A 25,926-nucleotide genomic window follows, 5' to 3' on the forward strand; every position below is an offset into this window, starting at 1 on the left:
TTCGCCTCAGGAGTCAAGCGGTTATTTTCGCTTTCTGCCGCCTGCCCGCCGCGGCGTGTCTCAGCTCAGCGTCGGTCAGTGGTGGCGCATTATAGGGAGTTTTCTGAGACTGGCAATAGTTTTTTTCGAAAAAAATTATCGTTTGCTGCATTACACAGCAAATAGCCTATTTATACCAACTTACACACAGAGTTATGCACATTTCGATATTTTGATGAAATTTGTCGAGCATCACGCAAACGTTTTCGTTACAATCTCAGAGGGAAAAATCGCCACATGATTTTTTCAAATTGTTTTGAAATGTTATTGCAGAAGCCATTTTTTCTCTCAATCAGTAGCTTTTTCTCAATAACACATTCTTGTTTTATGAAATCCAAGGGATCACACCAATGCAACAGCTTCGTCCAATCCGTCGTGCCCTGCTGAGTGTTTCTGACAAAGCGGGGGTTGTTGAATTTGCCAAAGCCTTATCCAGTCGCAGTGTCGAACTGCTTTCAACAGGGGGTACTGCTCGTCTGCTGGCCGGGGCCGGACTAAACGTCACTGAAGTTTCAGACTATACGGGCTTTCCCGAAATGATGGATGGACGGGTCAAGACACTTCATCCCAAAGTTCATGGCGGCATTTTGGGCCGACGTGGACAAGATGATGAAGTGATGTCACAACACCAGATTTCACCGATTGATATGGTAGTCGTTAATCTTTATCCCTTTGCACAAACCGTCGCAAAGCCAAATTGCTCTCTGGAAGATGCCATAGAGAATATCGATATCGGCGGCCCAACGATGGTTCGCTCTGCTGCCAAAAATCACAAAGACGTCGCGATTGTTGTCAACAGCCAGGATTACAACAAGATTATTGAGGAAATGGATAGCAACCAAAACTCACTGACACAGGCCACTCGCTTTAATTTAGCCATCAAGGCATTTGAGCATACAGCCGCTTATGACAGTATGATTGCCAACTATTTTGGCAAACTGGTTCCCGCTTATCATGGCGAGACTAGCCAACCATCAGGACGCTTTCCTCGCACGCTGAATCTGAATTTCATTAAAAAGCAGGATATGCGTTATGGCGAAAACAGCCATCAAGATGCAGCTTTCTATATAGAAGAACAAATCACTGAAGCTTCGATTGCGACGGCAACCCAGTTACAAGGCAAGGCTCTCTCTTATAACAATATTGCAGATACCGATGCCGCACTGGAATGTGTGAAAACTTTCTCCGAGCCCGCCTGTGTGATTGTCAAACACGCCAACCCTTGTGGTGTTGCGATTGGTACTGACATTCATACCGCCTATGACCGAGCCTTCAAAACCGATCCAACTTCCGCGTTCGGTGGCATCATTGCCTTTAACCGAGAGCTGGATGCCGATACCGCCAAAGCCATCATTGAGCGCCAGTTTGTTGAAGTCATCATTGCTCCTTCTATTAATGAAGCCGCCCTGCCAATTTTGGCAATTAAACACAATGTTCGCATTCTAGTATGTGGTGAATGGCATTCGCTTGTTGCTAACTTAGATTTCAAGCGTGTCAACGGTGGTTTGTTAGTTCAGGATCGTGATTTAGGAATGGTGGAAGAAAGTGATCTGTATGTTGTATCCAAACGCCAACCAACAGAACAAGAGATGCAGGATGCTCTGTTCTGCTGGAAAGTCGCGAAGTTCGTCAAATCCAATGCCATTGTTTATGCCAAGGATAATATGACGATTGGCATTGGTGCCGGACAAATGAGCCGTGTTTACTCTGCCAAGATCGCTGGTATTAAGGCGGCCGATGAAGGATTGGAAGTTCAAGGCTGTGCCATGGCTTCAGATGCGTTTTTTCCATTCCGTGACGGTATTGATGCCGCTGCCGCAGCGGGTGTGAGTTGTGTTATCCAACCAGGTGGCTCCATTCGTGATAATGAAGTGATTGCCGCTGCCGATGAACACGGTATCGCCATGATTTTCACTGGCATGCGTCATTTCCGCCATTAACAACTTCTGCCTTATTAATAGGAGCTTCAGATGAACATATTGATTATTGGCAATGGCGGAAGAGAGCATGCATTGGCATGGAAAGCAGCACAATCGCCTTTGGCAAATAAGGTTTATGTTGCACCGGGTAATGCAGGCACTGCGCTGGAAGCGAATTTGGAAAACGTGGACATTGCCGCGACCGATATTGATGGATTATTGGCGTTTGCCCAAAGCCATGATATCAGTCTGACTATCGTGGGGCCTGAGGCTCCACTGGTTATCGGCGTGGTCGATACTTTCCAGCAAGCAGGGCTGACTATTTTTGGCCCAACAAAAGCGGCTGCTCAACTGGAAGGCTCCAAAGCCTTCACCAAAGATTTCCTCGCTCGCCATCATATACCTACGGCGGACTATCAAAATTTCACAGAAATTGAACCCGCACTAGCCTATTTGGAAAAAATAGGTACACCGATCGTCATTAAAGCCGATGGTCTGGCCGCCGGCAAAGGTGTAGTCGTCGCCATGATCATGGAAGAAGCACAAAGCGCTGTCAAAGATATGCTGGCAGGTAATGCTTTTGGCGATGCAGGGCATCGTATTGTCATCGAAGAATTTCTGGATGGGGAAGAAGCCAGTTTTATTGTCATGGTGGATGGCAAAAACGTGGTTCCTATGGCAACCAGTCAGGATCACAAGCGAGTAGGTGACGGCGATACCGGGCCAAATACCGGAGGCATGGGAGCTTATTCACCAGCGCCAGTGGTAACAGATGAAATCCACCAGCGCGTTATGGAAAAAATCATTTATCCTACTGTCGAAGGAATGACGGCCGAAGGTCATACCTACGTTGGTTTTCTCTATGCGGGTTTGATGATTGATAAACAGGGCGAACCGAAAGTGATCGAATTTAACTGTCGCTTTGGTGATCCTGAAACCCAGCCTATCATGATGCGTCTGCACTCTGATTTGGTCGAACTATGTCTTGCAGGAGCAAAAGGCCAGTTAAGCGGAAAAACATCCTCATGGAATCCTCGTCCTGCATTGGGTGTCGTCCTGGCAGCGGGAGGCTATCCAGCCAATTATGCCAAAGGTGACATTATCAGTGGGTTAGCTCTGGAAGCAAATAGCGATGAAAAGGTCTTTCATGCTGGAACCGCTTTCAACGACGAAGATGTTGTCACTGCGGGTGGGCGTGTTTTATGTGTTACTGCTTTAGGTAACGACATTGCTGACGCGCAGAAAAAGGCTTACCTGAGAGCCGAACAAATTAGTTGGAAAGGATATTTTTACCGCAAAGACATTGGCTACCGGGCGATTACTCGTCTGAAATAAATCTAAGCCGGCGAAAGGAATAGAATTACAGCTTATCTTTCGTCGGTTCCCAACGACAAAAATCATCATTAGCGACCAACAATAACTGCTTCCCTTCTGGCGAATCTAGCCACGCAATAGTCAGTGAACCGGAACTATTGTTTTGCCTTTCTTTAATCCATCTCCGAGCATAAGGCTCAAACTCAGTGGATAATTGTTTCCCTGAACAGGTGGTAACTTGACCATCCTGCCAATGCCCCTGTAATAGCTTAATTTTTCCTGCAATTAAGACATCACTGATTTCAGCTATCTGCTTGGCATCAAACCGCAGACGAATCACATCATCATCGGAAAGCAGTTCATTGCGTGCTTTCAATTGCCGCAGCTTAAAAATGACCGCGTTATTTTGATCAATACGCAACGTTTCTACGATTGGAGGATTATCAAGCACATTACGACGGATTTGCCATAAGCTGCCATAGCGATATTCGTAGAAAGTAACAATGGTATTTTTATTACGGTACGGACTGTAAACGCTCATAATAACCTGAGGCTTACTGTTTTGAGCATTCAAGCGCCATAAGCGGATAACACCGCCGTCGGTTACAAAACCACTGGCGTTGAAAAGTGGTGTTTTTGACTGAATCGAACAGGCGCTGAGCAAAGAGATGAACCCTAATGCTAGCAGCCCCTGTAGAATCAACAAAAGGGGTTTTAAATTTCCCCCTCTCATTTTTTTTCGCAATGCGCTTATTTAACTGCGTCTTTCAGAGCTTTACCAGCGGAGAAAGCAGGTACGTTTGCTGCTGCAATTTTAATTTCTTTACCAGTCTGTGGGTTACGGCCGGTACGTTCTGCGCGATGGTTAACTTTGAAAGTACCAAAGCCTACCAGCTGCACTGCATCACCAGTTTTCAGGGATTCAGTGATTGCGTTCAAAGTTGACTCCAGAGCAGCTTTAGCCTGAGTTTTGGTCAGATCTGCGCCTGCTGCAATTGCATCAACTAATTCGGTCTTATTCATAGATTATCCTTACAGTGTGTTTATCGTTTGCAAAGCATCGAGTGCGACGGATATGCCGATTTGACAGCACCCCTGCATACACGCACCGATAGCCACTTCTTTTCGCCCACCAATGTAGAACAGAGTGAGGGCAAATGTGAAGCCTTTAAATACGGCAAATCAAGCACTAAGTCACGTTTTATGAGTTATTGCTCCAAATTTATGCCGATATTGCTCACCCCCGCCTCACGGAGATCAGCCTTTAATCCTTTAACTAATTCGAGGTCCCGTTCTTCGCAATTTGCCAATAAACGGAAAATCTCCCATTGAATATCCCATTCGTCCTCAATGGCAGGTAATACTTTTAACTCATCCTCGGTCATTTCCCTACCGGCCTGCGTCATTTCCAGCATAGCAACAGTACGGATGGATATTTCACTGACGGCTATTGCATGTTCTAACGTCGAGCCACTCAGACGAGAATGAATTACTTCACCCAATGCAATGCACGCATCAATCGCTGGATACACACCATAAATATCATAATCTTCTGATGATGGGATAATGGCTTCCAATTTTTCCAGCTGATTATCAAAATTCACTTTTGCATCTTTGACGACCAATATTTCCCACACTAGATCCAGAATGTGTCGATACTGTGCGGGGTCTACAAACCCACTTTGGTGACAAAACACCTGATAATTTGGATACATCCGCTCACATAGACTAGCCATAAAAGTCAAATGCTGCCAACTTTCGAGTTTCTCCAACCTCAGGTGGATCGGGTTTCTTAACATTGGTCGTTACTCATGATGCCTAATTTGCGCCGAAGTTTACCTGAAAATCAAGAATATCCACACATTTCCGCCACAATTATAGATTTTTCTGCATTGTTTGCTTAAAAAACGATCTATTTGAGGCAATCCCATCCGCCCAACGGGTCGGCTCAGGCAGCCTATATCCTTTTATACACTGTTCAACCCAGAATATAGCACTGGCAATACTGACCTTATGTCCAATGGAAATATAGAGTGGATTGCATCTCTTTTTGCTTCGCAGCACGACACCAATCTGCTCACCATGATCCATCAATGGCTGACAACTTCCCGGAGTTTCTCCCACTAGTGCATGTTCACCACACAGACGGCTTTTTGCCACACCGATTGTCGGAACATCCGCCAGCAATCCAAAGTGACTGGCAACTCCAAAACGCCGAGGATGGGCAATACCTTGTCCATCCACCATGACTAAATCAGGCCGCTGTCTTAACTTTTGCCAAGCAGCCATCAATGCAGGGTATTCACGAAATGAGAGTAAACCAGGGATATAGGGAAGTACCGTATCAATTCTGGCGATTTGGTATTCGACCAATTCTAGCGAGGGATACTGCAAAACCGCAACTGCGGCACGGGTTACCGTACCGCTTTCTTCGAATCCAACATCAGCACCCGCAATGAACCTTGGCGTAAAAGGCGTAGAAAAAGCATCATGGCGAATAACCTGTCGTGATTTCTCTATCTGTTCCTGACGTAGTATCTTTGTATCAATCATAGAGTCATTGATGATATTTTACTGAAAGTCTATGTACGGCTTCAACGAATGCTCCGGCATGTTCCGGTGGGACATCCTGATGGATACCATGCCCCAAGTTGAAAACATGCCCGTTGCCTACACCAAAATCTTGTAAAATCGTCGAAACTTCTTGTTCAATGCGAGCTGGCTGAGCATACAACATGGATGGATCCATATTGCCTTGCAAAGCGACCTTATCTCCAACACGACGACGGGCATCAGCAATATTGGTTGTCCAATCCAAACCCAGTGCATCACATCCCGTTGCAGCCATCGCCTCAAGCCATTGCCCTCCCCCCTTGGTAAACAGGGTAACAGGCACTCGGCGGCCTTCGTGTTCACGGATCAATCCATCAACAATTTTATGCATATATTGCAGGGAGAATTCAAGATAATCACGGTGGGACAAAACGCCCCCCCACGTATCGAAAATCATGACAGATTGAGCGCCAGCTTTTATTTGCGCGTTCAAATATAGAATAACGCTGTTTGCCAATTTATCCAGTAACATATGTAAAGTAGCGGGCTCCGCATACATCATGGCCTTAATTTTGGTGAAAGCCTTGCTGCTTCCTCCCTCAACCATATACGTTGCCAGTGTCCACGGGCTACCTGAAAAACCGATTAAAGGGATCTGCCCTGCCAGCGCCTTGCGAATGGCACGTACGGCATCCATGACATAGCCCAGATCCTGTTCTGGATCAGGCACGGGCAATTTTTCCACATCGGCATGATTCAAAATCGGAGATTGAAAACGTGGCCCCTCACCCGCTTCAAAATAAAGTCCCAATCCCATTGCATCTGGAATAGTCAAAATATCGGAAAATAAGATAGCCGCATCCAATGGAAAACGGCGCAAAGGCTGGAGAGTCACTTCACAAGCCAATTCAGTGTTTTTGCACAACGAGATGAAATCGCCCGCCGCCTGACGCGTGGCTTTATATTCAGGTAAATATCGGCCGGCCTGACGCATCATCCATACAGGTGTGATATCAACAGACTGACGTAATAATGCACGCAGATAGCGGTCGTTTTTCAACTCATTCATGACAAGTTCCCTTGATTAATTGGCCACAGCCTTCTTTCACTGCAACATACGCGACAAAAAGCTGACGCATTTTAACATGCCGGAAATTGTAACATGCCAGAAATTGAACTTCTGTCATAACCTCCAATAACGTGATTTACTCGCCTATCATCGGGTTATTGATGACGACATAACGCAACCGTATCTTCGATTAGACGGCGGGCAATCGTATCAGGAGGAGGAATCAACGGAAGATTATCGTAGCGATACCAATCTGCGCTAATAAGCTCGACGGGATCAGGGGTGATTTCACCGCTATCATAATCGGCTAAAAATCCCACCATCAATGAATTTGGGAAAGGCCACGGCTGGGACGCGACATAACGCAAGTTACGGATCTTAATCCCACTCTCTTCCATCACTTCGCGATGCACCGCTTCTTCCAAGGTTTCACCTACTTCAACAAATCCGGCAAGTACTGTATGGATACCATTGCGATGACGCTGGTGCTGTGCCAGCAAAATATGATCATCACGGCGGATACCTACAATAATGCTGGGCGCAATTTGTGGGTAATAACGTTCATGGCAATGATTGCACAAACAGACCCATTCGTGCTCGCTATGCTGCATCTCATGACCACAGTAACCACAATAGTGATGCGAACGATAAAACTCAGCCAATTGGACACCACGTCCTACCAGTTGAAATAATTCGGTATCCCGATCAGCAATTAAACGGGGAGAAGACATATCTGAAGCCATTTTCTGGCGAACCAACCAAACCGTTTCTCCCAGCCACTCGCCGATGGGTTGTGCCTTATGGCCTTGCAATGACCACTGTCTGGCAGTTCCTGACGGTAACTCCCCTTGTGGTAGCCAAACCTGATTGTCAAGACTGACAATCCACCAGCCCCGTTCTATACCCGCCAGTTTTTGTTGCATCATCTGTTATCTGTTCCACCATCAGTTGGGCCATTGTCTTAATAACGTCTTGTCCGAATTCAGAATACTCTTTTCATCATCTTCCGTCTTCAATCTGTTATATTAGTGACTCTTATGAATATTCATTAATTTAAAACCAGTAGGTATAGTGTCAATCAGATTCCCGATTCGAATTTAATAAAAATAAAATACATACCTTAAACTAAGGAATAGCAACTATGTCACAACAAATTGCCGTATTTGATCTGGATGAAACCCTGATTGGCGGAGATTCCAGCCAGTTATGGACACAATATCTATGGGAGAAAAGCATCATTACTGATCCTCGTTTTATAGAAGCAGACCAGAAAATGATAGCTGACTATTGTGCAGGTAAACTGGATATGCACAAATATCTGGCATTCAGTTTGCAGGCACTCAGCCAAATTTCCCATGAACAAATAGATATTTGGCTAACAGATTTTGTAGAAACAAAAATCAAACCCCTCTTCTATCCCGCAGCCCAAAAACAATTGGATATTTACCGGCAACAGAACATTCCCATCATTATTATTTCTGCCACGGTTTCTTTCGTAGTCAAGAAAATCGCTGCGGCATTTGGCGTACAAACCGCAATGGGTATTGATATGGCGATGGAAAATGGCTGCTATTCCGGCGATATTCAAGGAGTTCCCACCTTTCGTGAAGGGAAAGTCACCCGTTTGCAACAATGGCTCGCAGAACAGAACTTATCGCCACAGCATATTTCAGTCTATACGGACTCCATAAATGATTTGCCAATGTGTTTATTTGCCAACGAAGTATTTACTGTCAATGCAGATATGCAATTACGCTCGGAAGCAGAACACCGTGGATGGAATCAATTGAATTGGGTTCTATAAAAGGGCTGGATACGACGTTATTTTAGGTTGTAGTTTTTACAATCCACTTTATACTCTGGGATGTTTTCTTGTCGGAGTGCCTAGCGTTCAGCGTATACCACGATGGACACAGGCTGAGACCGTTAATTCGGGATCCGCAGAACCTGATCGGGCTAATACCCGCGAAGGGAACAAGAGTAATCACTCCGCTGTCAGTATCATCGTACATCTAAATACCGTGTACAAATACCAATCAGCACCAACCATTACTCCTGCGAGCTCCAGACAAGCAATTTTCTCAACTTAAGCCTGATCAGCAATGACACAGGCGATAACACAGTCAGGAATTTGCTATGTCTAAATCCAACGATACCGTGGTTTCAAATACCATCATCCCAACGGCTGATATCTCACCAAAAGCCCATCCTGCAAGGCCACGTAAGGCCCAACGAGATGCAGCACAAGCGTTCATCAATTCAGTCCAAGGCGTGACTTTTCCCAACTCAAAACGCATTTACCTCGAAGGTTCACGCCAAGATATTCAAGTGCCGATGCGTGAGATCCAACTATCCCCCACACTCATAGGTGGCACAAAAGAAAATCCCCAATTTGAGGAAAATGAATCGGTTCCCGTTTATGACACCTCCGGCCCTTATGGCGATCCTACGTCCGTACTGAATGTGCAGACGGGTTTGCACAAGATCCGCCAGCCGTGGATCGACGAACGCAATGATACCGAGCCTGTTTCAGTCCTCAGTTCCGATTTTACCCAGCAACGCCTCACAGATGCAGGGCTAGATCACCTGCGCTTTCACCATCGCCCACATCCACTGAAAGCCAAACAGGGTAAGCGCGTCACCCAATTGCACTATGCGCGCCAAGGTATCGTCACACCAGAAATGGAATTTATCGCATTACGTGAGAATATGGGACGAGAACGCATTCGCAGTGAAATCCTGCGCCAGCAACATGCAGGGCAAAATTTCGGTGCTAACTTACCAGAAAACATCACACCAGAATTTGTCCGTCAGGAAATTGCTGCCGGTCGCGCGATTATTCCCGCCAACATTAACCATCCCGAATCCGAACCGATGATTATCGGCCGCAATTTCTTGGTCAAAATAAATGCCAATATCGGTAACTCCTCCGTCACCTCGTCCATTGAAGAAGAGGTGGAGAAGCTAATTTGGTCTACCCGCTGGGGCGCGGATACCGTGATGGATCTCTCCACCGGACGCTACATCCACGAAACTCGCGAATGGATACTGCGCAATAGCCCAGTCCCTATCGGAACCGTACCCATTTATCAAGCACTGGAAAAAGTCAACGGCATAGCAGAAGACCTGACATGGGAAATGTTCCGCGATACCTTACTGGAGCAGGCCGAGCAAGGGGTGGATTATTTCACCATTCATGCTGGTGTATTGCTGCGTTACGTGCCGCTGACCGCCAAGCGGCTGACGGGCATTGTTTCCCGTGGTGGCTCAATCATGGCGAAATGGTGTCTCTCTCATCATCAAGAAAACTTCCTCTACACCCACTTCCGAGAAATTTGTGAAATCTGTGCTGCCTATGACGTATCCCTCTCTTTAGGAGATGGCCTACGACCCGGCTCAATTCAGGATGCCAATGACGAAGCACAATTTTCTGAACTGCATACCCTTGGCGAGCTGACCAAAATCGCGTGGGAGTATGATGTTCAAGTCATGATCGAAGGGCCGGGGCATATCCCAATGCAATTAATCCGCCGCAATATGACGGAAGAACTGGAGCATTGCCACGAAGCCCCATTCTATACATTAGGGCCACTGACGACTGATATCGCCCCCGGTTATGACCATTTCACCTCCGGCATCGGAGCCGCCATGATTGGCTGGTTTGGCTGTGCAATGCTGTGCTATGTCACGCCCAAAGAACATCTCGGCTTGCCCAATAAGGACGATGTGAAGCAAGGCCTGATTACTTACAAAATTGCGGCACATGCGGCTGATCTTGCCAAAGGCCATCCCGGTGCTCAAATCCGTGACAATGCCATGTCGAAAGCACGCTTTGAATTCCGCTGGGAAGATCAATTCAATCTAGCGCTTGATCCTGACACCGCCCGTGCCTATCACGATGAAACCTTACCGCAGGAATCGGGCAAAGTTGCTCATTTTTGCTCCATGTGCGGCCCCAAATTCTGTTCAATGAAAATTACGCAAGACGTACGCGATTATGCGGCAAAATTGGAACAGGAATCCGGTATGGAACAGATGTCAGAAGAATTTCGTACCCGTGGCAGCGAGCTGTATCACAGTGCAGAGGACATGACTCATGAAAAGCCAGCTCATGAAAAATCAGCCTGACACGTCAAAGACCCCGCTTGCTCCTTTTGCCCCGACAGCACATCGTTTGGGGCTTTATCCCGTAGTGGACTCCCTGACGTGGATTGAGCGATTACTGGAAGCAGGCGTCAGAACTCTGCAATTGCGTATCAAAGATAAGCCGGAAGAACAGGTAGAGAACGCGATCAAATCCGCCATTACATTCGGTCATCAATACAACGCCCGTTTGTTCATTAACGATTATTGGCGTCTGGCGATCAAACACCAAGCCTATGGCGTTCATTTGGGACAGGAGGATCTGGATATCGCCGATCTCAATGCAATCCAACAAGCGGGGCTACGCCTGGGCATTTCCACCCACGACCAACACGAACTGGCACGAGCGAAACTCCTGCGGCCCTCTTATATCGCATTGGGGCATATTTTCCCCACGACCACTAAAGAAATGCCCTCATCACCGCAAGGTCTTGAGGCACTAAAACATCAAGTTGGGATCACACCAGAATACCCCACCATCGCTATTGGCGGCATCTCACTGGATCGTGTACCGGATGTGGTTGCAACAGGTGTTGGTGGTGTGGCATTGGTCAGTGCCATCACAAAAGCAAAAGACTGGAGACAGGCAACGGCCAGGTTACTTCATTTGGTTGAAGGGCAGGATCGGGGGCTTTTATGTTAAACGATCAAGAATTTATGCGTTACAGTCGCCAATTATTACTGGAAGACATTAGCCTTGAAGGGCAAGAAAAATTAAAGACCAGCAAGGTGCTGATTGTCGGACTCGGTGGATTAGGCTCACCTGCGGCGCTCTATCTCGCGGCTGCGGGAGTGGGAAACCTTTACCTTGCGGATAATGACAAGTTGCATATTTCAAACCTGCAACGCCAAATCCTCTATCGCACGACAGATATTTCCGCGAACAAAGCCCAATTAGCGGCGAAACATCTGGCTGACCTGAACCCGCAAATCAATATCACTGATCTGACCGAACGGCAAGATTATGAGTCTTTGACTAATACTATCAATCAGGTCGATTTGGTACTGGATTGCAGCGATAACATGACCACCCGCCACGCCATCAACGCCGCCTGTGTTGCGGAAAACAAACCGCTTATCAGCGGCAGTGCGGTCGGATTTAGTGGACAACTGATGGTATTCGAGCCTCCTTACCAATACGGCTGCTATGCCTGTCTCTATCCCGATCAGGAAGAACCTCAACGCAATTGTCGGACCGCCGGTGTTTTAGGCCCTATCGTTGGAGTGATCGGTACATTGCAAGCATTGGAAACAATCAAAATGCTGGTTGGCCTTCCCTGTTCCTTGAGTGGAAAACTCCGGCTCTTTGATGGCAAACAGCAGAGCTGGAGCACATTACAGCTTACCCGATCATCACAGTGCCCAGTTTGCAGAACGGTTAGCACAAAAGCTGATTCGGATAAAAATCGAGCCGGGAAAGAAATGGCATGAACATTATCGTCAACGATCAAACTATTACACTGAGTGCGTCCATGACGGTACAGCAGTTGCTGGAACATATACAGCGTACTCAATCAGGAACCGCTTTGGCTATCAATCAAACCATTATTCCGCGCTCAGAATGGCACACCCATCAGATTAATGACGGGGACAATATTCTGCTGTTTCAGGCCATTGCTGGTGGCTAATATTGCTGGAGGCTAATTATGTTAAAGATTGCTGATACCCCGTTTCACTCCCGCCTATTTACCGGAACAGGCAAATTCGCCAATGCAGGATTAATGATCGAAGCGATCCGGGCCTCTGGCAGCCAATTAGTGACAATGGCGATGAAGCGCATCGATCTCCATGGCAATGACGATGGCATTCTCGCGCCACTGCAACAGTTGGGCGTCAGACTACTGCCCAATACCTCTGGAGCCAAAACTGCGGAAGAAGCGATATTCGCCGCTCGTCTCGCACGGGAAGCGTTGGGAACTAACTGGATTAAATTAGAGATCCATCCCGACGTAAAATACCTGCTACCCGACCCGATTGAAACGCTAAAAGGGGCAGAACAGTTAGTGAAAGAAGGATTTATCGTCCTGCCCTATTGTGGTGCTGATCCTGTGCTGTGCCGCCGACTAGAAGAAGTCGGCTGTGCGGCTGTCATGCCGTTGGGTGCTCCTATCGGCTCAAATAAAGGATTACTGACTCGCGACTTTCTGCAAATCATCATCGAACAGGCCAACGTGCCCGTTGTTGTAGACGCAGGAATCGGAGCACCGAGCCATGCACTGGCGGCCATCGAAATGGGAGCGGATGCTGTTCTGGTCAATACCGCCATCGCAGTTGCTCGTCATCCTGTCAAAATGGCTCAGGCGTTCAAAACCGCCATTGAAGCAGGCGAGCTGTCACATCAGGCTGGCGTGGCAAACCAGAAATCCCATGCTGAGGCTTCCAGCCCGCTGACCGATTTTCTGGGGGCGTTATGACAAACAACACATTTCGCCAACGCTGGCAGCAACTGGATTGGGATGACATCACTCTACGCATCAACAGTAAAACAGCGCAGGACATTGAACATGCGCTAAACAGCGATCGCTTGACGCTGGATGATTTTATGGCTTTGCTCTCCCCTGCTGCACTGCCTTATCTTGAGTCACTCGCCCAACGGGCACAGCAACTCACCCGCCAGCGCTTTGGTAATACCGTGGGATTTTTTATCCCACTTTATCTTTCCAATCTGTGTGCCAATGACTGCACCTATTGTGGTTTCTCTATGAGTAATCACATCAAACGCAAGACACTCAATGAACAGGAGATAGAAGCGGAATGCCTCGCGCTGAAAAAACAGGGATTTGAACATATTCTGCTGGTGACAGGGGAACATCAGAACAAAGTTGGCATGGATTATTTTCGCCGCTACCTCCCTCTGATCCACCGCTATTTCAGCTCTGTCTCAATGGAAGTCCAACCATTGGCACAAGAGGAATACGCTGAACTGAAAACACTGGGATTGGATGGAGTCATGGTCTATCAGGAAACTTATCACCCACCCAGTTATCAATTGCACCATTTGAAAGGCAAAAAACAGGATTTTCACTGGCGATTGGAAACACCGGAACGTCTTGGGCGAGCGGGGATTGACAAGATTGGGTTAGGAGCCTTGATCGGACTATCCCACAATTGGCGAACTGACTGCTATATGGTCGCGGAGCACCTCTTTTTCCTGCAAAAACAGTTCTGGAAAAGCCGTTACTCCATCTCCTTTCCACGTCTACGCCCCTGTGCGGGCGGCATTGAACCCGCTTCTTTGATGAATGAGGCCGAGCTGCTACAACTGATTTGCGCATTCCGCCTGCTGGCACCGGATGTGGAACTTTCTCTTTCTACCCGCGAATCACCGTTCTTTCGCGATCACGTTGTACCGCTCGCTATCAATAACATCAGTGCAGGTTCAAAAACCCAGCCGGGTGGCTATGCCGATGACCATCACGAATTGGAACAATTTGCTCCCCACGATAACCGTTCTGTTTTTCAGGTTGCTGAAGCTCTGGTCAAATCAGGTTTACAACCTGTTTGGAAAGATTGGGATAATTATTTGGGGCGGTAAATAACTACTGCCATTCCCGCCCGATAGAATGGGCGGGAATATATCGCCTTTATCTTTGATAATTACGAATTTGTTAGCTGCAATTTGAGACCTATAGAGTGTATTATTCCAAGAGCCACAGCCCATTATTAGTTATCATCAGATCCAATAATTATGATATTTGTGGCAAATGAATCTCTACCCTGAATAGAAGAGTAATTTGAAGCGTTATAAGTTACTACATAATCCCCTGAAAACTGATTTTTATTAAAATAAAATGAGAAGAACAGTTTAACTTCGGCAGGATCTGACGGGTCACCCATAGTATGTACTTCGCTTTTATGTGATCCGAAATAAATATAAAGCTTGTCTTCTTTACTCAAGTTATCATATGGGGGAACTTTAACTTCAATGTCTCCTTGTATTTTAGATTTATCCAAAAAACAATTGCGAGCTTGAGGGAAAATAAGCGCAGGCAACAATACATAACTCATAATTTATCCTCATGAAATTATTTACATTATGCAACTTACTCATTAAATTGGGTATAACCAATATAAATAAAAAAACACAATGACCAATGAAAATAAGTTATCACCAAATAAAACCATAACAAACTTATTTTATTGGTAGATTTAATATATCCAATATATGGAAGATAAATTCACCTTAATAACTCGACATAGGATAAAAATAAAATATTAAAACATATGGATAAATGTATTTGATTATTAACATACTCCAACTTTAATAACCTTGTTCAATGATATTATCATAATAAATTTTATATCTTGATCATCACTTTTACAGTTAGATAATCAAGATATAAGGTTATTTAAGACACTAACTCAAATCATGCAAATGTTTTTTCAACGATGATGTCAGCCTGAAATCTGAAAATTTCACCTGTAATCCTTCACGCTCTGGCGAACAGCACATAGCCCCGACAAAGATACGCTGATTACTCACCGCAAAAGGGGACAATCGCAGTAACGGCCATGCCACGCCATCAGTAGAATATTGCAACCTGATAGCTCCCTCACCATAAGTTATCCGTAGCCAAAACTTATCGGGATTACCCGGAAAAACACCCATCGCCCAGTCAGAACATCCATTCGTCAGTACACTGCCAATAGTTGCCTGACCATCAGAATGTTCGATGCCCGCTTTTAGCCAATGCTGCTCATCCACCAGCAGCATAATGCCAGCCTGATCGTATAACTGCTTAAACTGGCCTTCTATACAAAACTGAAAAGTGAAACCATCATCAAGCTGAAAATCATTAATATAACCACCAAATACATGACCACTATGACGCTGAAAACCATACCATGTATCACGCCAGAAATCGGTTTTATTATCCGTCGTGACATGAAGCTCATTATCCTGGCACCGCCATGAAGCGGGCTCATTCAACCAATGGCATTGCTGCAAATTCATCAATATTTACCCTGTTATTTTTTGGTGGGATTAACCAAACCATATCCCGCTAACAATGAAAGAGAAAGCAAAGCAATACAAGCAAAAGCACCATGCAGCGTGACCTGATGTGCCAAACCTCCAATAATTGCCGGGCCGAGCAGAATCCCCGAATACCCCATCGTCGAAACGGCAGAAACCGCCAACGCATCAGGCATGACTTTCTGCTGCCCGGAGGCGGTGAAGAACATCGGAGCCAAATTAGATAGCCCAGCCCCTATCATCAGGAAAGAAATTCCCAACTGAACCATGCCAGATGCCAGATAGATCAGAACAAAACCCGAGGTCGCCAAAATTGCACTGCCCAAAAACACGCGCCGATATCCACACGCTGCAATAATTTTATCACCCAAAAATCGACCGCATGTCATGGTAATGGCGAAAAGGGTATAGCCAAAGCCCGCCTGATGGCTGCTCATGTTATGCACACTACTTAACAAGATCCCGCTCCAATCCAGCATGGAGCCTTCCATCAGATACACGACAAAACAGAGAGAACCGATCAGGACAACAATGCCACGAGGTAAGGCAAAAAATGGCGTTTCCTCCGTTTCGGCGTTATCCAGCAATCCATTCCACGCTGGCAATAACAAAAGGATAACGAAGAGTGCCGCGGCAACTGTGACCTGAAATGAAGGAATGCCCATAAACAGTAATAGGCTGACAGATCCTGCTCCCGCAATTCCACCTAAGCTGAACAACGCATGAAACCCCGACATAATCGGCTGATGTACTCTTTTCTCAATATTGACCGCATGAATATTGATTACTACATCTGTCGCCCCAATTCCGGCACCGAACACAAACAAGGCACAAGCCAGTGTCAATGGGGTCGAAAGCACACTTAATCCCGGTAATATCAAGATAGCCAGTAAGGTAAAGAAGGTAAAAATCTTCCGGCAACCGAAGCGAGTCGCCAACATTCCCGCTATCGGCATCATAATGAAAGAGCCAATACCAAACGCCAGTATCAACAACCCCATTGAACCATCATTCAACCCCAACCGCTCCTTCACCAACGGGATCAGCGGTGCCCAACTCGCAATACTAAATCCAGCAATAAAAAACGAAACTCGGGTTGCCATGATAGGCTGTTTTATCGAAGAGACTGCATATTCTTCAGACAACTTAATTCCTCCATAGATAATGCCCCCCACAGGCTTTGGCGGAGGACACCAAATATTGATCACCAAAACATCACATTAACTTAGCACTTATCCCAGAGAATTGGGGAATATCCGCTAACTTCTCAATGATGCAGGAAGCCTGCCCATACTGTTCTGCCATCGACAAGGCATGAGGCCAAGCATATATCCACGGAATACCTGCCTGTTTTGCCGCCGCGATACCCAAATCAGTGTCTTCAATCACCAATGTTTGCCCAACATCCATCGCTTTCAGTTTCAGCATCGCTAGATAAGGATCAGGAAAAGGCTTGGTTCTTTCGACATCATCACCAGAGATCAAGGCAGGTTTATCCTTCAAATCCAGCAAGCTCAAATTTGCCAAACACACTTCACGCGGCGCTGTAGAGACAAAACCAAAAGCAATACCATTTTGCTGTAAGGCCACTATCAGTTGGATAATTCCCGGACGTAGATAATGATCAGATAGCTTTTCCTTATAGACTGAAATGATCCTATCGGTGATGCCTTGTTGTTCCAGTGGTGGAATGCCAATTTCATCCAGTGTTTCCGATAGGCTCAAGCCAATCAGTTGCTGTGGTTGAACATGGCGAGTGTAGTCAGGAGCCAGCTCGCACAACACATCAAAATGCAACTGCTCACTATCGACAATAACTCCATCAATATCAAAAATGACATTCAATTTATCCATAGGAAACATTCCATCACTTAAGATCAGCAAGGCGAATCAACACCTTACAATTTGGTGTACTGAGCGGTACTTGCGTTTTTTCCGCAATATCACAGCCAACGGTCAGAAAAGCCTGCCGATAATCGTCAAAATCAAAGACCTGACTAATCAAACGATTGGCAGGGATCACACCATCTCGGATCATGGCATAAGCACGCTCAAAACTGTTGTTCAGGGAGTCAATGGAACCGATGACCGAAAGACTTTTATCCGCAATTTTCAGAATATCGAGACTGGCATGTTTATCTTTCAGGGCAACATTGAGCAACTTCCCACCTGGCGCCAAGTGGTCAAAAACATATTCAGTCAATTGCCCCGTTGTATCGACACACAGATCAATCCGAGCTAATTTGTCGCCATATTCCTGTGTCAACGCTTCATCAAAATCGGTATATAACCGACATTCTGCGGGCAGGTTTTTGGTAGCAAATTGCACACGGCTAGGATTTTTCTCGACCATAAAAGCTTTGACACCCCGCTCATGCAGCGCCCAAATATAAAGCATCCCCATTGGGCCAGCGCCCGCCACTGCTGCGCGAATATTGGTATGAGTGATTCCCAGTTTATCCACACCCGTCAAAGTGCAGCTCAATGGCTCAGTTAACGAAGCTTCTTCCATACCAACATGATCATCTAACTTGACCAGTGAACTTTCTTTCCCTCGATATTGTTCAGCAAACGCACCGTCATAGGAAACACCAGCTTCCGTTCCCAATTTTCTTTCACAGTGGTTTTGGTTACCTGTCTGACACATCCGGCAATGCCCACAGGAATATGTCGGATTGATAACGACACGATCGCCAACCTGAAATCGGGTCACACCACTACCCACTTGCGCCACGACTCCTGTGGTTTCATGACCCAATGTGGTTCCTGGCACCGCAACAGGGTAAGAACCAGTGATAATTCCCACATCAGTGCCACAAACACCACATACCGCAATATCAACGACAACATCATCCGGTTCAATGCAGGATAAGGGTTCAACATCCTGTATCTGAACATCCCATACTTGATGAAATTTAAGAGCTTTCATTATGCAACCTCCCTGTGTTTCTGCACGATAGACGTTAATTCCGCAAAAGTCAGATCCAGCTTATGCAGGATTTCATTCAAATGTTCCTTTGTACAAATTAATGGAGGACGTACCTTGAGGGCCCGCCCCTTGCCATAACGGGAACCACGCAGAATCAAATGGTGGCGGGCTGCGGTTGCAATCACCTCCGCCGCAAATTCTGGCGTTGGCGTATCAAAGCCATACATATAACCCACCCCCCTGACTCCCGTAATGTCTGGGTATTTATGCTGCAATTCCAGTAACCCATCACGCAAGTAGGCTTCATGCTGCTGTACATTTTCCAGAATGTGATCATCTTCAATAATGTCGATGATTTCGTTGAGGGCAACCAAGGAAAGAGGGTTGGCGCCAGAAGTGCTTGAATGTTCGAACGATTCCAGCACATCCAGTGAAGAACGCATCAGTACGCCGCCAGTCGGAATACCGACTCCTCCGGCACCTTTGGCGAAGACAATGATATCCGGCTCCAATTCCTTGGCATAACCTGTCGAAGCAAAGAAAGTTCCGGTACGACCAAAACCTGTCTGCACTTCATCCGCAATAATGATGATGCCATGTTGGTGGCAGATATCCCTGATCTTACGGTAGAACGCCACAGGGAAAACGGTATTCCCACCATTCCCCTGAATCGGTTCAATAATCAGACATGCAATATTGTCGCTAGAGCCCAATTGAATGAACTGCTCTAGATCGACAAACTGCTCTTCTTCCGGCTGTAATTGCGATTCCGCCAAGACACTGGTAGGTGCAGGAATTTTTATCGAACCATCAATATTAATATGAAAGTCTTTAATCCTGAACGCATTACCAGAGATCTGCGCTGTCGCAAGAGATTGACCGTGATGAGCAAGAAAGAACGAGATAACACCTGAGCGCCCTGTGGCTTTTTGGGAAATGCGAATGGCGCATTCAACCGCGCTGGAGCCAGAAACATCCCGCAACCAGATACGGTCTATCCCTTCTGGTGTATGTTTCACCAATTTACTCAAAATATACTGTGACATTTCATGTGTATAAGCCGAACTCAAATGTGTACATCTATCAATCTGCTGCTTGAGTTTTTCTGCAATCCTATGGTTTGTGTAGCCAAGCGGTAAATTAAACGTTCCTGATGCTGCATCTATATATCTTTCGCCATCGATTTCCAAATAAGGGCCGTAACCGACAAAACGGGAAAGCATATCTTCGAGATGATTTTTATTTTCCATAATCACTAACCACCATTAGTTATTTTTAACAAAAAACGTACTACCTATGATGGGATTAGCTTAGACCCATTAAAAAGTTATAGCGATCACATAAAACCAACAAAAAATGTAAAATGATTTTAAAAATTAATTTATATTTTAATTTTATATCATTTATCATTTATATTTATTTATCTTATTAAAGAAAATATCACCTCAGTTAAATATTTGCCTACTCAACACCTAGCCCCATCATTTGCATTAAGATTTGAGCCTGCTGAATAGCTTCCTGCCGGTGCGTGATCCCCATTTTCTGGTACAGATTCCGTATATGGGTTTTGATGGTGGTCGCCGCCACATCCAGTTCTGTGGCAATTTGCTCGTTGCTGTAGCCAGAATAAATCAAACCCAATACCTGCCATTCACGCTGGGTTAACGGACTATTGCGGATAAGCTCCGGTACGTCAGGATGAGTGAGTAATTGTTCAACAAATGTCTCATCAAAATGGGCAAATTTATGCCGATGCTGACGGTTAATTTCCCGCAGGATACGCTGCGCCCGATGCTGTTCCATCTCAGGTAAAATATTGAGTTGGATAAGCTGGCGCAGTTGCAAGGCCATCAACTCTCCTTCAATAACAAAATGGCTGATAAACCCCGTGCGGTTAGCCAAACTCAAGGCTTCCATCAAAACATCCTGAGCCTCAGCCTTGCACTCAAGTTGCCAGTAAAGTAGATTGCACAGCAAAAGATTACGGTTCAGATCACTGATCAACACCAATTTTCTCGCGTATTCATTTAGCGTCTTCAAGATGGATTCGGCTTCTTCATACTGACCCAGCAAGATTTGAGAACGGGCAATATTGCGCCATTGGTTTTGATTGAAATGATTACAGAAGCTTTCTGGCCGTTCTGCCTGTATCAACCATTGAGTCACCGAACTGCTATCCTCCAAACTCTGCCAGATGATGACACGTAGCTTGTCGGTATTCGTTCGCCAATCACGATGATAATGCCCATTGCTCAACAAGTTTTCGCAACGAGATAAGTAACGGCGGGCATTATCAATGTCCCCACGAACCAAAGAACATTTTGCCAGTTGGGTCAGACATTGTAATTGCTGCTGTGGCTGAAAATTGGATAGCACTTCCAACCCTCGACGAGCTGCCTCTTCCGACTCATCAATGCGTGCCCAACACCACAAAAGCTGCGAACGGATCCTCAGCAAAAATTCATGCATCGGCAACTGTTCCAGATGCTGTTCACGAATCAAATCAAAAGCTTGGTTCTGAATATCATAGGCTGCCTGCAAATAACCTTGTGCTAGTAAAATCTCACTTTGTTGCAACAGTGCCCATAAAGCATAGTGATAAACATGGCAAAGACGGGCAAGCTGTTCCGTCTGCTTCATCAGAGCTAATGCACTGACCAGTTGCCCATTGCAGTGCAATACCTCTCCTTTCACTGACATCGCCACAATGCGGCCATATTGATTATCCGGTAGCAAGGTCGCCAGTGCCTTCTCAGCCAAGACATCAGCATCATTCGGCCGTCCATCGTTAATCGCTACTTGAGCTCGCAGAGCATCAAACTCCGCCAACAACTCTGGCTCAATCGCTATCTGTTTCTGCTTCAACGATTGTTCTGCCTGATTCAATAACGCATTCACCTCATAATGGCGATGCTGACTCTGCGCCAGCCACGCCTGCAACAACACCAAACGCGGGCTTTCCAACAATTGCTCATACGGCAGTGCGTTCATGCACTCTTCCAGTAGGGACAATTTGCTTTGGTTAAACAATTCCCAAGCATGTTGCAGCAAAATATCCCGTAACAACACCGTATCTCCCGCAGCAAGGGCATGATGAATAGCTTCCCCCGGATATCCCTGCATTAACCACCCTTTCACTGCCGCCCTGTGTAATTCTGGCATTTTTGCGGCCATTTCCCATTGGCAGCGTTGGCGTAAGAATGAAGCAAACAAAGGATGAAAACAGAACCATTCACCAGAATCATCCATGCGTTGGATAAACAACCCCTGACGCTCAATATCTTCAAGCCGCTGCTGGCCGTTTTCTTCCCCCGTCAGGCAAACAATCAAACCATCATTCATGGAGCGCAGAATAGAACTATGCAGTAAAAAATCCCGCGTCGCGTGATCCACCCGATTTAAAACTTCATCCACGAGATAATCCGCAAGATGGCTGGCATTAATCCCCGAAAGGCGCTTTGCTGATATTTCAGCCGTATTGCCCGATTGACGGGCAGAGAGGGCGATAAGCTGCAACGCAGTTGCCCATCCCGCAACGTCATTGCACAACTGTTTGCAATTATCAGCATCCAATGGAGCGACTAACCGTTTGGCAAAAAATTGCTGGGTTTCCTGATAATCGAACGCTAACTGCTGACTATCAATCTCCAGTAATTGTTCGCGCACGCGTAGATTGGCAATTCCCAACGATGGCAGGTGACGCGATAGAATCACCAGCGTCAAATTTTCTGGCTGGTGCCGGAGGAAAAAACGCATCGCTTCATGAATAAGACCATTCACTATCAGGTGATAATCATCGATCACCAGAAAAATCGGCTGCTGCCATTCGCTAAGTTCAATAAACAATTGAGCAAACAATGCAGGTAAATTGGCATATTGGTGCTTCTGGGCCAGCACCTCACTTTTCACGCAGTGTCCCTTCGTTGCCTGCTGAATGGCCGCGATCAAATAGCTGGCAAAACGCTCCGGCTGATTGTCGCTGTCATCAAGAGAATACCATCCCAGATTATCTTGCCCAGCAGCCCATTGGGACATCAGAGTAGTTTTACCATACCCCGCAGGGCTAGTTATCAACACCAATCGATAATCTTGTACCTCATTAAACTTTTCGAGCAGACGCTCTCGCATGACCATATTATTCAGACGAAGGGGGCGACTGAGTTTCGATGGGATAAGCATTAATTTTCTCCCCTCACAAGCAATGAATAAAACTGATACCAACATTCTGTCCGATGCAATTGACTCACTTACACTATTAACATTCATCAACGCCCAACCAAATTTAGAGAAACGCCCATCTTTTGCAAACAAGTTGATTGGTTTCATTGTGTTAAGTTGCACCCTGTCACATTCTTTGATTGCAACCTTTCCATTTCTCTATGAAATTGCGAAAAAGTTCGAAAGAAATGGCTACGCCCTTACACTCCTCCCCGCGAATATTTTCATGGGATGATGCTTCCCACTTCTCTAGCCTTCAGCATATCCCGTTAAATAATCCGCAAACTTTGCTTATTCAGTGACAGGATGACGACGCCATGCAACTATCTACATTAGACAAAAGCCCCACATTAGATAAAAAAAACGAATTAGATAAAGCCGCATTTCAAGCGGCTCTCACGCGCCAATGGCAACGTTTTGGCCTTGATTCAGCTCAGGAAATGACGCCACATCAGTGGTGGCAAGCTCTTAGTGCGGCTCTTTCTGAATTACTCCCCCTTTCCATTCAGCAAAACCGTGCCAATCCATCTTCTGGCAGCCAACGTCATGTAAACTATATCTCGATGGAATTTCTGATAGGTCGCCTGACAGCCAACAACTTATTGAATCTTGGTTGGTATGATGATGTGCAAGCTTACCTGGCGGAAAATGGCATCATTCTGAGTGACCTATTGGAAGAAGAAACCGATCCCGCTTTGGGTAATGGGGGGCTAGGGAGGCTGGCAGCCTGTTTTCTAGATTCAATGGCGACCCTCAATCAACCTGCTACGGGATATGGCCTAAATTATCAATACGGCCTATTTCGCCAATCCTTTGAACACGGGCAACAAATTGAGGCACCCGACAACTGGGGGCGCGAGTCTTATCCGTGGTTCCGCCATAACTCACAATTAAAAGTTGACGTTAGTTTTGGTGGTGAGATCGTGACAACTGCCGATGGTCATGAAACTTGGATCCCTTCATTAACCCTGATTGGTGAAGCATGGGATTTACCAGTGATTGGGTATGATAATGGCGTAACTCAGCCACTACGCCTGTGGCAAGCAACATATGATAGCCCCTTTGATCTGTCACTTTTCAATGATGGGCAGTTCCTGCATGCCGAACAACAAGACATTGAAGCTGCCAGCCTGACCAAAGTGCTCTACCCGAATGATAATCATCAAGCCGGTAAACGCCTGCGCCTGATGCAACAATACTTCCAGTGTGCCTGTGCTGTGGCAGATATTCTGCGCCGCCACCAACAAGCAGCACGCAAAATAGAAGAACTGCCACGATACGAAGTTATTCAGCTTAACGATACCCACCCAACTATCGCTATTCCTGAAATGATGCGTGTTCTGCTTGATGAGCACCATTTGAATTGGGAAAAAGCATGGGAAATCACGGGAAAAACCTTCGCCTATACCAACCATACCTTGCTGCCAGAAGGCTTGGAGCGTTGGGATGAACAACTGATTAGCGAGCTACTGCCACGTCACCACCTCATCATTCAAGAAATCAACCGACGCTTTAAAAAAACCGTGGAGCAAATCTGGCCTGATAACCAACAAGTCTGGGAAAAATTGGCAGTAATCCATGACAATCAAGTCAGAATGGCCAATCTCTGCGTTGTCGCCTGCTTTGCCATCAACGGAGTCGCAGCACTGCATTCATCCTTGATCGTGACAGACCTGTTCCCTGAATATCATCAACTGTGGCCAACTAAATTCCACAACGTGACCAATGGAGTAACCCCTCGTCGTTGGTTAAAACAGTGTAATCCGGCGCTCTCTTCATTGATTAGCCAGACATTAAATCGCGAATGGGTTAACGATCTTGATACCCTCAAACTGCTTGAGCCTTATGCTGACGACACCGCATTCTGTACGACTTATCGAGCCATCAAACAGGAAAATAAAATCCGCCTGTCCAACTATGTAAATAAAGTGATGGGGCTAAAACTTGATCCTCATGCCATTTTCGATGTGCAAATAAAACGTCTACATGAATACAAACGTCAGCATCTGAATCTACTCCATATTTTGTCACTTTATCGTCAAATCCAGGAAAATCCAGAGCTGGATATCCATCCTCGTGTCTTCTTATTCGGTGCCAAAGCCGCCCCTGGTTACTATCTGGCAAAAAATATCATTGCTGCCATCAATCATGCCGCCGAAAAGATCAATCATGATCCAATCGTTCGTAATCGCATCAAGATCGCTTTTATCCCCGATTACAATGTTTCCGCAGCGGAATTGATGATCCCAGCCGCAGATGTATCAGAACAAATCTCCACAGCGGGCAAAGAAGCCTCTGGTACAGGCAACATGAAACTGGCCTTAAACGGCGCGCTGACCATCGGAACATTGGATGGTGCGAATGTTGAAATCGCCGAACAGGTTGGAAACGACAATATCTTTATCTTCGGAAAGACCGTAAAAGAAGCAAAAGCCTTACTGAACAACGGCTACAATCCACAAGATATTCTCCAACAGAACCATCATCTAAAAGACATACTGGATGCCCTATCCAGTGGCGAATTCAGCCACGGAGATACACACGCATTTGATCTCATGTTACATAGCCTGACTGATGGTGGTGACCCTTATTTGGTACTGGCCGATTTCGCTTCCTACTGCCACGCCCATAAGCAAATTGACACTCTGTATCGTGATACCCAAGTTTGGACACGTAGCACTGTTCTCAACACCGCCCGAATGGGTAAATTTAGTTCTGATCGCGCCATTCAGGATTATCAACAGCGTATCTGGCAAACCAAATAGGG

Annotated in this window: 25 protein-coding genes and 1 riboswitch; of the genes, 11 read left to right on the plus strand and 14 right to left on the minus strand. The window is 46.1% G+C overall.

Annotated features, from left to right (window positions below; all coding sequences use genetic code 11):
• The 3 genes from H8A87_RS19900 to purD all read left to right on the plus strand — a co-directional run.
• A partial coding sequence (locus H8A87_RS19900; RefSeq protein ID WP_232370215.1) for a hypothetical protein occupies positions 1-280 on the plus strand: 280 nt, incomplete at its 5' end.
• Between the two features lie 109 nt (positions 281-389).
• Positions 390-1,979: a bifunctional phosphoribosylaminoimidazolecarboxamide formyltransferase/IMP cyclohydrolase gene (gene purH / locus H8A87_RS12280; RefSeq protein WP_198690249.1), complete on the plus strand. Its 1,590-nt coding sequence runs from the start codon at positions 390-392 to the stop codon at positions 1,977-1,979.
• A gap of 30 nt (positions 1,980-2,009) precedes the next feature.
• Entirely contained in the window at positions 2,010-3,293 is a 1,284-nt protein-coding gene (gene purD / locus H8A87_RS12285; protein ID WP_198690250.1) for a phosphoribosylamine--glycine ligase, read from the plus strand.
• A gap of 25 nt (positions 3,294-3,318) precedes the next feature.
• On the opposite strand, the gene H8A87_RS12290 is transcribed toward purD, so the two are convergent.
• From H8A87_RS12290 to nudC, 7 genes are all read right to left on the minus strand, one after another.
• On the minus strand, positions 3,319-4,005 hold the full coding sequence (locus tag H8A87_RS12290) for a DUF1481 domain-containing protein (RefSeq protein WP_198690251.1): 687 nt from the start codon (positions 4,003-4,005) through the stop codon (positions 3,319-3,321).
• A 17-nt stretch (positions 4,006-4,022) separates the two neighbouring features.
• Complete coding sequence (hupA, locus tag H8A87_RS12295) at positions 4,023-4,295, minus strand: nucleoid-associated protein HU-alpha (RefSeq protein WP_198690252.1); 273 nt, start codon at positions 4,293-4,295, stop codon at positions 4,023-4,025.
• Positions 4,296-4,480: 185 nt separating this feature from the next.
• The gene (locus tag H8A87_RS12300; protein WP_198690253.1) at positions 4,481-5,071 is read right to left on the minus strand and encodes a YjaG family protein; all 591 of its coding nucleotides are present in this window, start codon (positions 5,069-5,071) and stop codon (positions 4,481-4,483) included.
• A 76-nt stretch (positions 5,072-5,147) separates the two neighbouring features.
• Positions 5,148-5,825: a deoxyribonuclease V gene (nfi, locus tag H8A87_RS12305; protein ID WP_198690254.1), complete on the minus strand. Its 678-nt coding sequence runs from the start codon at positions 5,823-5,825 to the stop codon at positions 5,148-5,150.
• 4 nt (positions 5,826-5,829) lie between these two features.
• A complete protein-coding gene (gene hemE, locus H8A87_RS12310) occupies positions 5,830-6,894 on the minus strand; it encodes a uroporphyrinogen decarboxylase (RefSeq protein ID WP_198690255.1) in 1,065 nt (354 codons plus the stop codon).
• Entirely contained in the window at positions 6,887-7,012 is a 126-nt protein-coding gene (locus H8A87_RS20200) for a hypothetical protein (RefSeq protein WP_269749545.1), read from the minus strand. Before H8A87_RS20200 ends, hemE begins: the two co-directional genes overlap by 8 nt.
• A gap of 37 nt (positions 7,013-7,049) precedes the next feature.
• On the minus strand, positions 7,050-7,820 hold the full coding sequence (gene nudC / locus H8A87_RS12315) for an NAD(+) diphosphatase (RefSeq protein WP_198690256.1): 771 nt from the start codon (positions 7,818-7,820) through the stop codon (positions 7,050-7,052).
• Between the two features lie 215 nt (positions 7,821-8,035).
• Between nudC and H8A87_RS12320 the strand changes: the two genes are divergently transcribed.
• The 7 genes from H8A87_RS12320 to thiH all read left to right on the plus strand — a co-directional run bounded on the left by H8A87_RS12320 (position 8,036) and on the right by thiH (position 14,572).
• Positions 8,036-8,698 carry an HAD family hydrolase gene (locus tag H8A87_RS12320; RefSeq protein WP_198690257.1) on the plus strand — a complete coding sequence of 221 codons (663 nt, stop codon included), beginning with the start codon at positions 8,036-8,038 and terminating at the stop codon, positions 8,696-8,698.
• Between the two features lie 62 nt (positions 8,699-8,760).
• Positions 8,761-8,885, plus strand: a riboswitch (TPP riboswitch).
• Positions 8,886-9,051: 166 nt separating this feature from the next.
• On the plus strand, positions 9,052-11,022 hold the full coding sequence (thiC, locus tag H8A87_RS12325) for a phosphomethylpyrimidine synthase ThiC (protein WP_198690282.1): 1,971 nt from the start codon (positions 9,052-9,054) through the stop codon (positions 11,020-11,022).
• Complete coding sequence (thiE, locus tag H8A87_RS12330; protein WP_198690283.1) at positions 11,006-11,680, plus strand: thiamine phosphate synthase; 675 nt, start codon at positions 11,006-11,008, stop codon at positions 11,678-11,680. The genes thiC and thiE overlap by 17 nt, the downstream gene beginning before the upstream one ends.
• A complete protein-coding gene (locus H8A87_RS12335) occupies positions 11,674-12,468 on the plus strand; it encodes a HesA/MoeB/ThiF family protein (protein ID WP_198690258.1) in 795 nt (264 codons plus the stop codon). The genes thiE and H8A87_RS12335 overlap by 7 nt, the downstream gene beginning before the upstream one ends.
• A complete protein-coding gene (thiS, locus tag H8A87_RS12340; RefSeq protein WP_198690259.1) occupies positions 12,465-12,665 on the plus strand; it encodes a sulfur carrier protein ThiS in 201 nt (66 codons plus the stop codon). The genes H8A87_RS12335 and thiS overlap by 4 nt, the downstream gene beginning before the upstream one ends.
• Positions 12,666-12,683: 18 nt before the next feature.
• Positions 12,684-13,451: a thiazole synthase gene (locus tag H8A87_RS12345; RefSeq protein ID WP_198690260.1), complete on the plus strand. Its 768-nt coding sequence runs from the start codon at positions 12,684-12,686 to the stop codon at positions 13,449-13,451.
• The gene (gene thiH / locus H8A87_RS12350; protein ID WP_198690261.1) at positions 13,448-14,572 is read left to right on the plus strand and encodes a 2-iminoacetate synthase ThiH; all 1,125 of its coding nucleotides are present in this window, start codon (positions 13,448-13,450) and stop codon (positions 14,570-14,572) included. The genes H8A87_RS12345 and thiH overlap by 4 nt, the downstream gene beginning before the upstream one ends.
• Positions 14,573-14,700: 128 nt before the next feature.
• Here thiH and H8A87_RS12355 read toward each other — a convergent pair whose 3' ends face one another.
• From H8A87_RS12355 to malT, 7 genes are all read right to left on the minus strand, one after another.
• Positions 14,701-15,045 (minus strand): hypothetical protein, encoded by a 345-nt coding sequence (locus H8A87_RS12355; RefSeq protein WP_198690262.1) that lies wholly within the window; start codon positions 15,043-15,045, stop codon positions 14,701-14,703.
• A 349-nt stretch (positions 15,046-15,394) separates the two neighbouring features.
• Complete coding sequence (locus tag H8A87_RS12360) at positions 15,395-15,991, minus strand: DUF1349 domain-containing protein (protein WP_198690263.1); 597 nt, start codon at positions 15,989-15,991, stop codon at positions 15,395-15,397.
• Between the two features lie 14 nt (positions 15,992-16,005).
• Entirely contained in the window at positions 16,006-17,115 is a 1,110-nt protein-coding gene (locus H8A87_RS12365; protein ID WP_198690284.1) for an MFS transporter, read from the minus strand.
• A 112-nt stretch (positions 17,116-17,227) separates the two neighbouring features.
• Positions 17,228-17,866: an HAD family hydrolase gene (locus H8A87_RS12370; RefSeq protein ID WP_198690264.1), complete on the minus strand. Its 639-nt coding sequence runs from the start codon at positions 17,864-17,866 to the stop codon at positions 17,228-17,230.
• Between the two features lie 13 nt (positions 17,867-17,879).
• Positions 17,880-18,941 carry a zinc-dependent alcohol dehydrogenase gene (locus tag H8A87_RS12375; protein ID WP_198690265.1) on the minus strand — a complete coding sequence of 354 codons (1,062 nt, stop codon included), beginning with the start codon at positions 18,939-18,941 and terminating at the stop codon, positions 17,880-17,882.
• A complete protein-coding gene (locus tag H8A87_RS12380; RefSeq protein ID WP_198690266.1) occupies positions 18,941-20,191 on the minus strand; it encodes a class-III pyridoxal-phosphate-dependent aminotransferase in 1,251 nt (416 codons plus the stop codon). The genes H8A87_RS12375 and H8A87_RS12380 overlap by 1 nt, the downstream gene beginning before the upstream one ends.
• 211 nt (positions 20,192-20,402) lie before the next feature.
• Positions 20,403-23,120, minus strand: coding sequence for an HTH-type transcriptional regulator MalT (gene malT / locus H8A87_RS12385; protein ID WP_198690285.1), 2,718 nt, complete (start codon positions 23,118-23,120; stop codon positions 20,403-20,405).
• 356 nt (positions 23,121-23,476) lie between these two features.
• Here malT and malP point away from each other — a divergent pair, with 356 nt between their 5' ends.
• The gene (malP, locus tag H8A87_RS12390; RefSeq protein ID WP_198690267.1) at positions 23,477-25,924 is read left to right on the plus strand and encodes a maltodextrin phosphorylase; all 2,448 of its coding nucleotides are present in this window, start codon (positions 23,477-23,479) and stop codon (positions 25,922-25,924) included.
• The last annotated feature ends 2 nt before the right edge of the window (positions 25,925-25,926 follow it).

The organism is Xenorhabdus lircayensis, assembly GCF_016306625.1.
Lineage (GTDB): Bacteria > Pseudomonadota > Gammaproteobacteria > Enterobacterales > Enterobacteriaceae > Xenorhabdus > Xenorhabdus lircayensis.

Bases quoted from the DNA above. Each gene is read 5' to 3' on its own strand.
- purH (WP_198690249.1), top strand. From the start codon at position 390: ATGCAACAGCTTCGTCCAATCCGTCGTGCCCTGCTGAGTGTTTCTGAC.
- purD (WP_198690250.1), top strand. From the start codon at position 2,010: ATGAACATATTGATTATTGGCAATGGCGGAAGAGAGCATGCATTGGCA.
- H8A87_RS12290 (WP_198690251.1), bottom strand. From the start codon at position 4,005: ATGAGAGGGGGAAATTTAAAACCCCTTTTGTTGATTCTACAGGGGCTG.
- hupA (WP_198690252.1), bottom strand. From the start codon at position 4,295: ATGAATAAGACCGAATTAGTTGATGCAATTGCAGCAGGCGCAGATCTG.
- H8A87_RS12300 (WP_198690253.1), bottom strand. From the start codon at position 5,071: ATGTTAAGAAACCCGATCCACCTGAGGTTGGAGAAACTCGAAAGTTGG.
- nfi (WP_198690254.1), bottom strand. From the start codon at position 5,825: ATGATTGATACAAAGATACTACGTCAGGAACAGATAGAGAAATCACGA.
- hemE (WP_198690255.1), bottom strand. From the start codon at position 6,894: ATGAATGAGTTGAAAAACGACCGCTATCTGCGTGCATTATTACGTCAG.
- H8A87_RS20200 (WP_269749545.1), bottom strand. From the start codon at position 7,012: ATGACAGAAGTTCAATTTCTGGCATGTTACAATTTCCGGCATGTTAAA.
- nudC (WP_198690256.1), bottom strand. From the start codon at position 7,820: ATGATGCAACAAAAACTGGCGGGTATAGAACGGGGCTGGTGGATTGTC.
- H8A87_RS12320 (WP_198690257.1), top strand. From the start codon at position 8,036: ATGTCACAACAAATTGCCGTATTTGATCTGGATGAAACCCTGATTGGC.
- thiE (WP_198690283.1), top strand. From the start codon at position 11,006: ATGAAAAATCAGCCTGACACGTCAAAGACCCCGCTTGCTCCTTTTGCC.
- H8A87_RS12335 (WP_198690258.1), top strand. From the start codon at position 11,674: ATGTTAAACGATCAAGAATTTATGCGTTACAGTCGCCAATTATTACTG.
- thiS (WP_198690259.1), top strand. From the start codon at position 12,465: ATGAACATTATCGTCAACGATCAAACTATTACACTGAGTGCGTCCATG.
- H8A87_RS12345 (WP_198690260.1), top strand. From the start codon at position 12,684: ATGTTAAAGATTGCTGATACCCCGTTTCACTCCCGCCTATTTACCGGA.
- thiH (WP_198690261.1), top strand. From the start codon at position 13,448: ATGACAAACAACACATTTCGCCAACGCTGGCAGCAACTGGATTGGGAT.
- H8A87_RS12355 (WP_198690262.1), bottom strand. From the start codon at position 15,045: ATGAGTTATGTATTGTTGCCTGCGCTTATTTTCCCTCAAGCTCGCAAT.
- H8A87_RS12360 (WP_198690263.1), bottom strand. From the start codon at position 15,991: ATGAATTTGCAGCAATGCCATTGGTTGAATGAGCCCGCTTCATGGCGG.
- H8A87_RS12365 (WP_198690284.1), bottom strand. From the start codon at position 17,115: ATGGCAACCCGAGTTTCGTTTTTTATTGCTGGATTTAGTATTGCGAGT.
- H8A87_RS12370 (WP_198690264.1), bottom strand. From the start codon at position 17,866: ATGGATAAATTGAATGTCATTTTTGATATTGATGGAGTTATTGTCGAT.
- H8A87_RS12375 (WP_198690265.1), bottom strand. From the start codon at position 18,941: ATGAAAGCTCTTAAATTTCATCAAGTATGGGATGTTCAGATACAGGAT.
- H8A87_RS12380 (WP_198690266.1), bottom strand. From the start codon at position 20,191: ATGGAAAATAAAAATCATCTCGAAGATATGCTTTCCCGTTTTGTCGGT.
- malT (WP_198690285.1), bottom strand. From the start codon at position 23,120: ATGCTTATCCCATCGAAACTCAGTCGCCCCCTTCGTCTGAATAATATG.
- malP (WP_198690267.1), top strand. From the start codon at position 23,477: ATGCAACTATCTACATTAGACAAAAGCCCCACATTAGATAAAAAAAAC.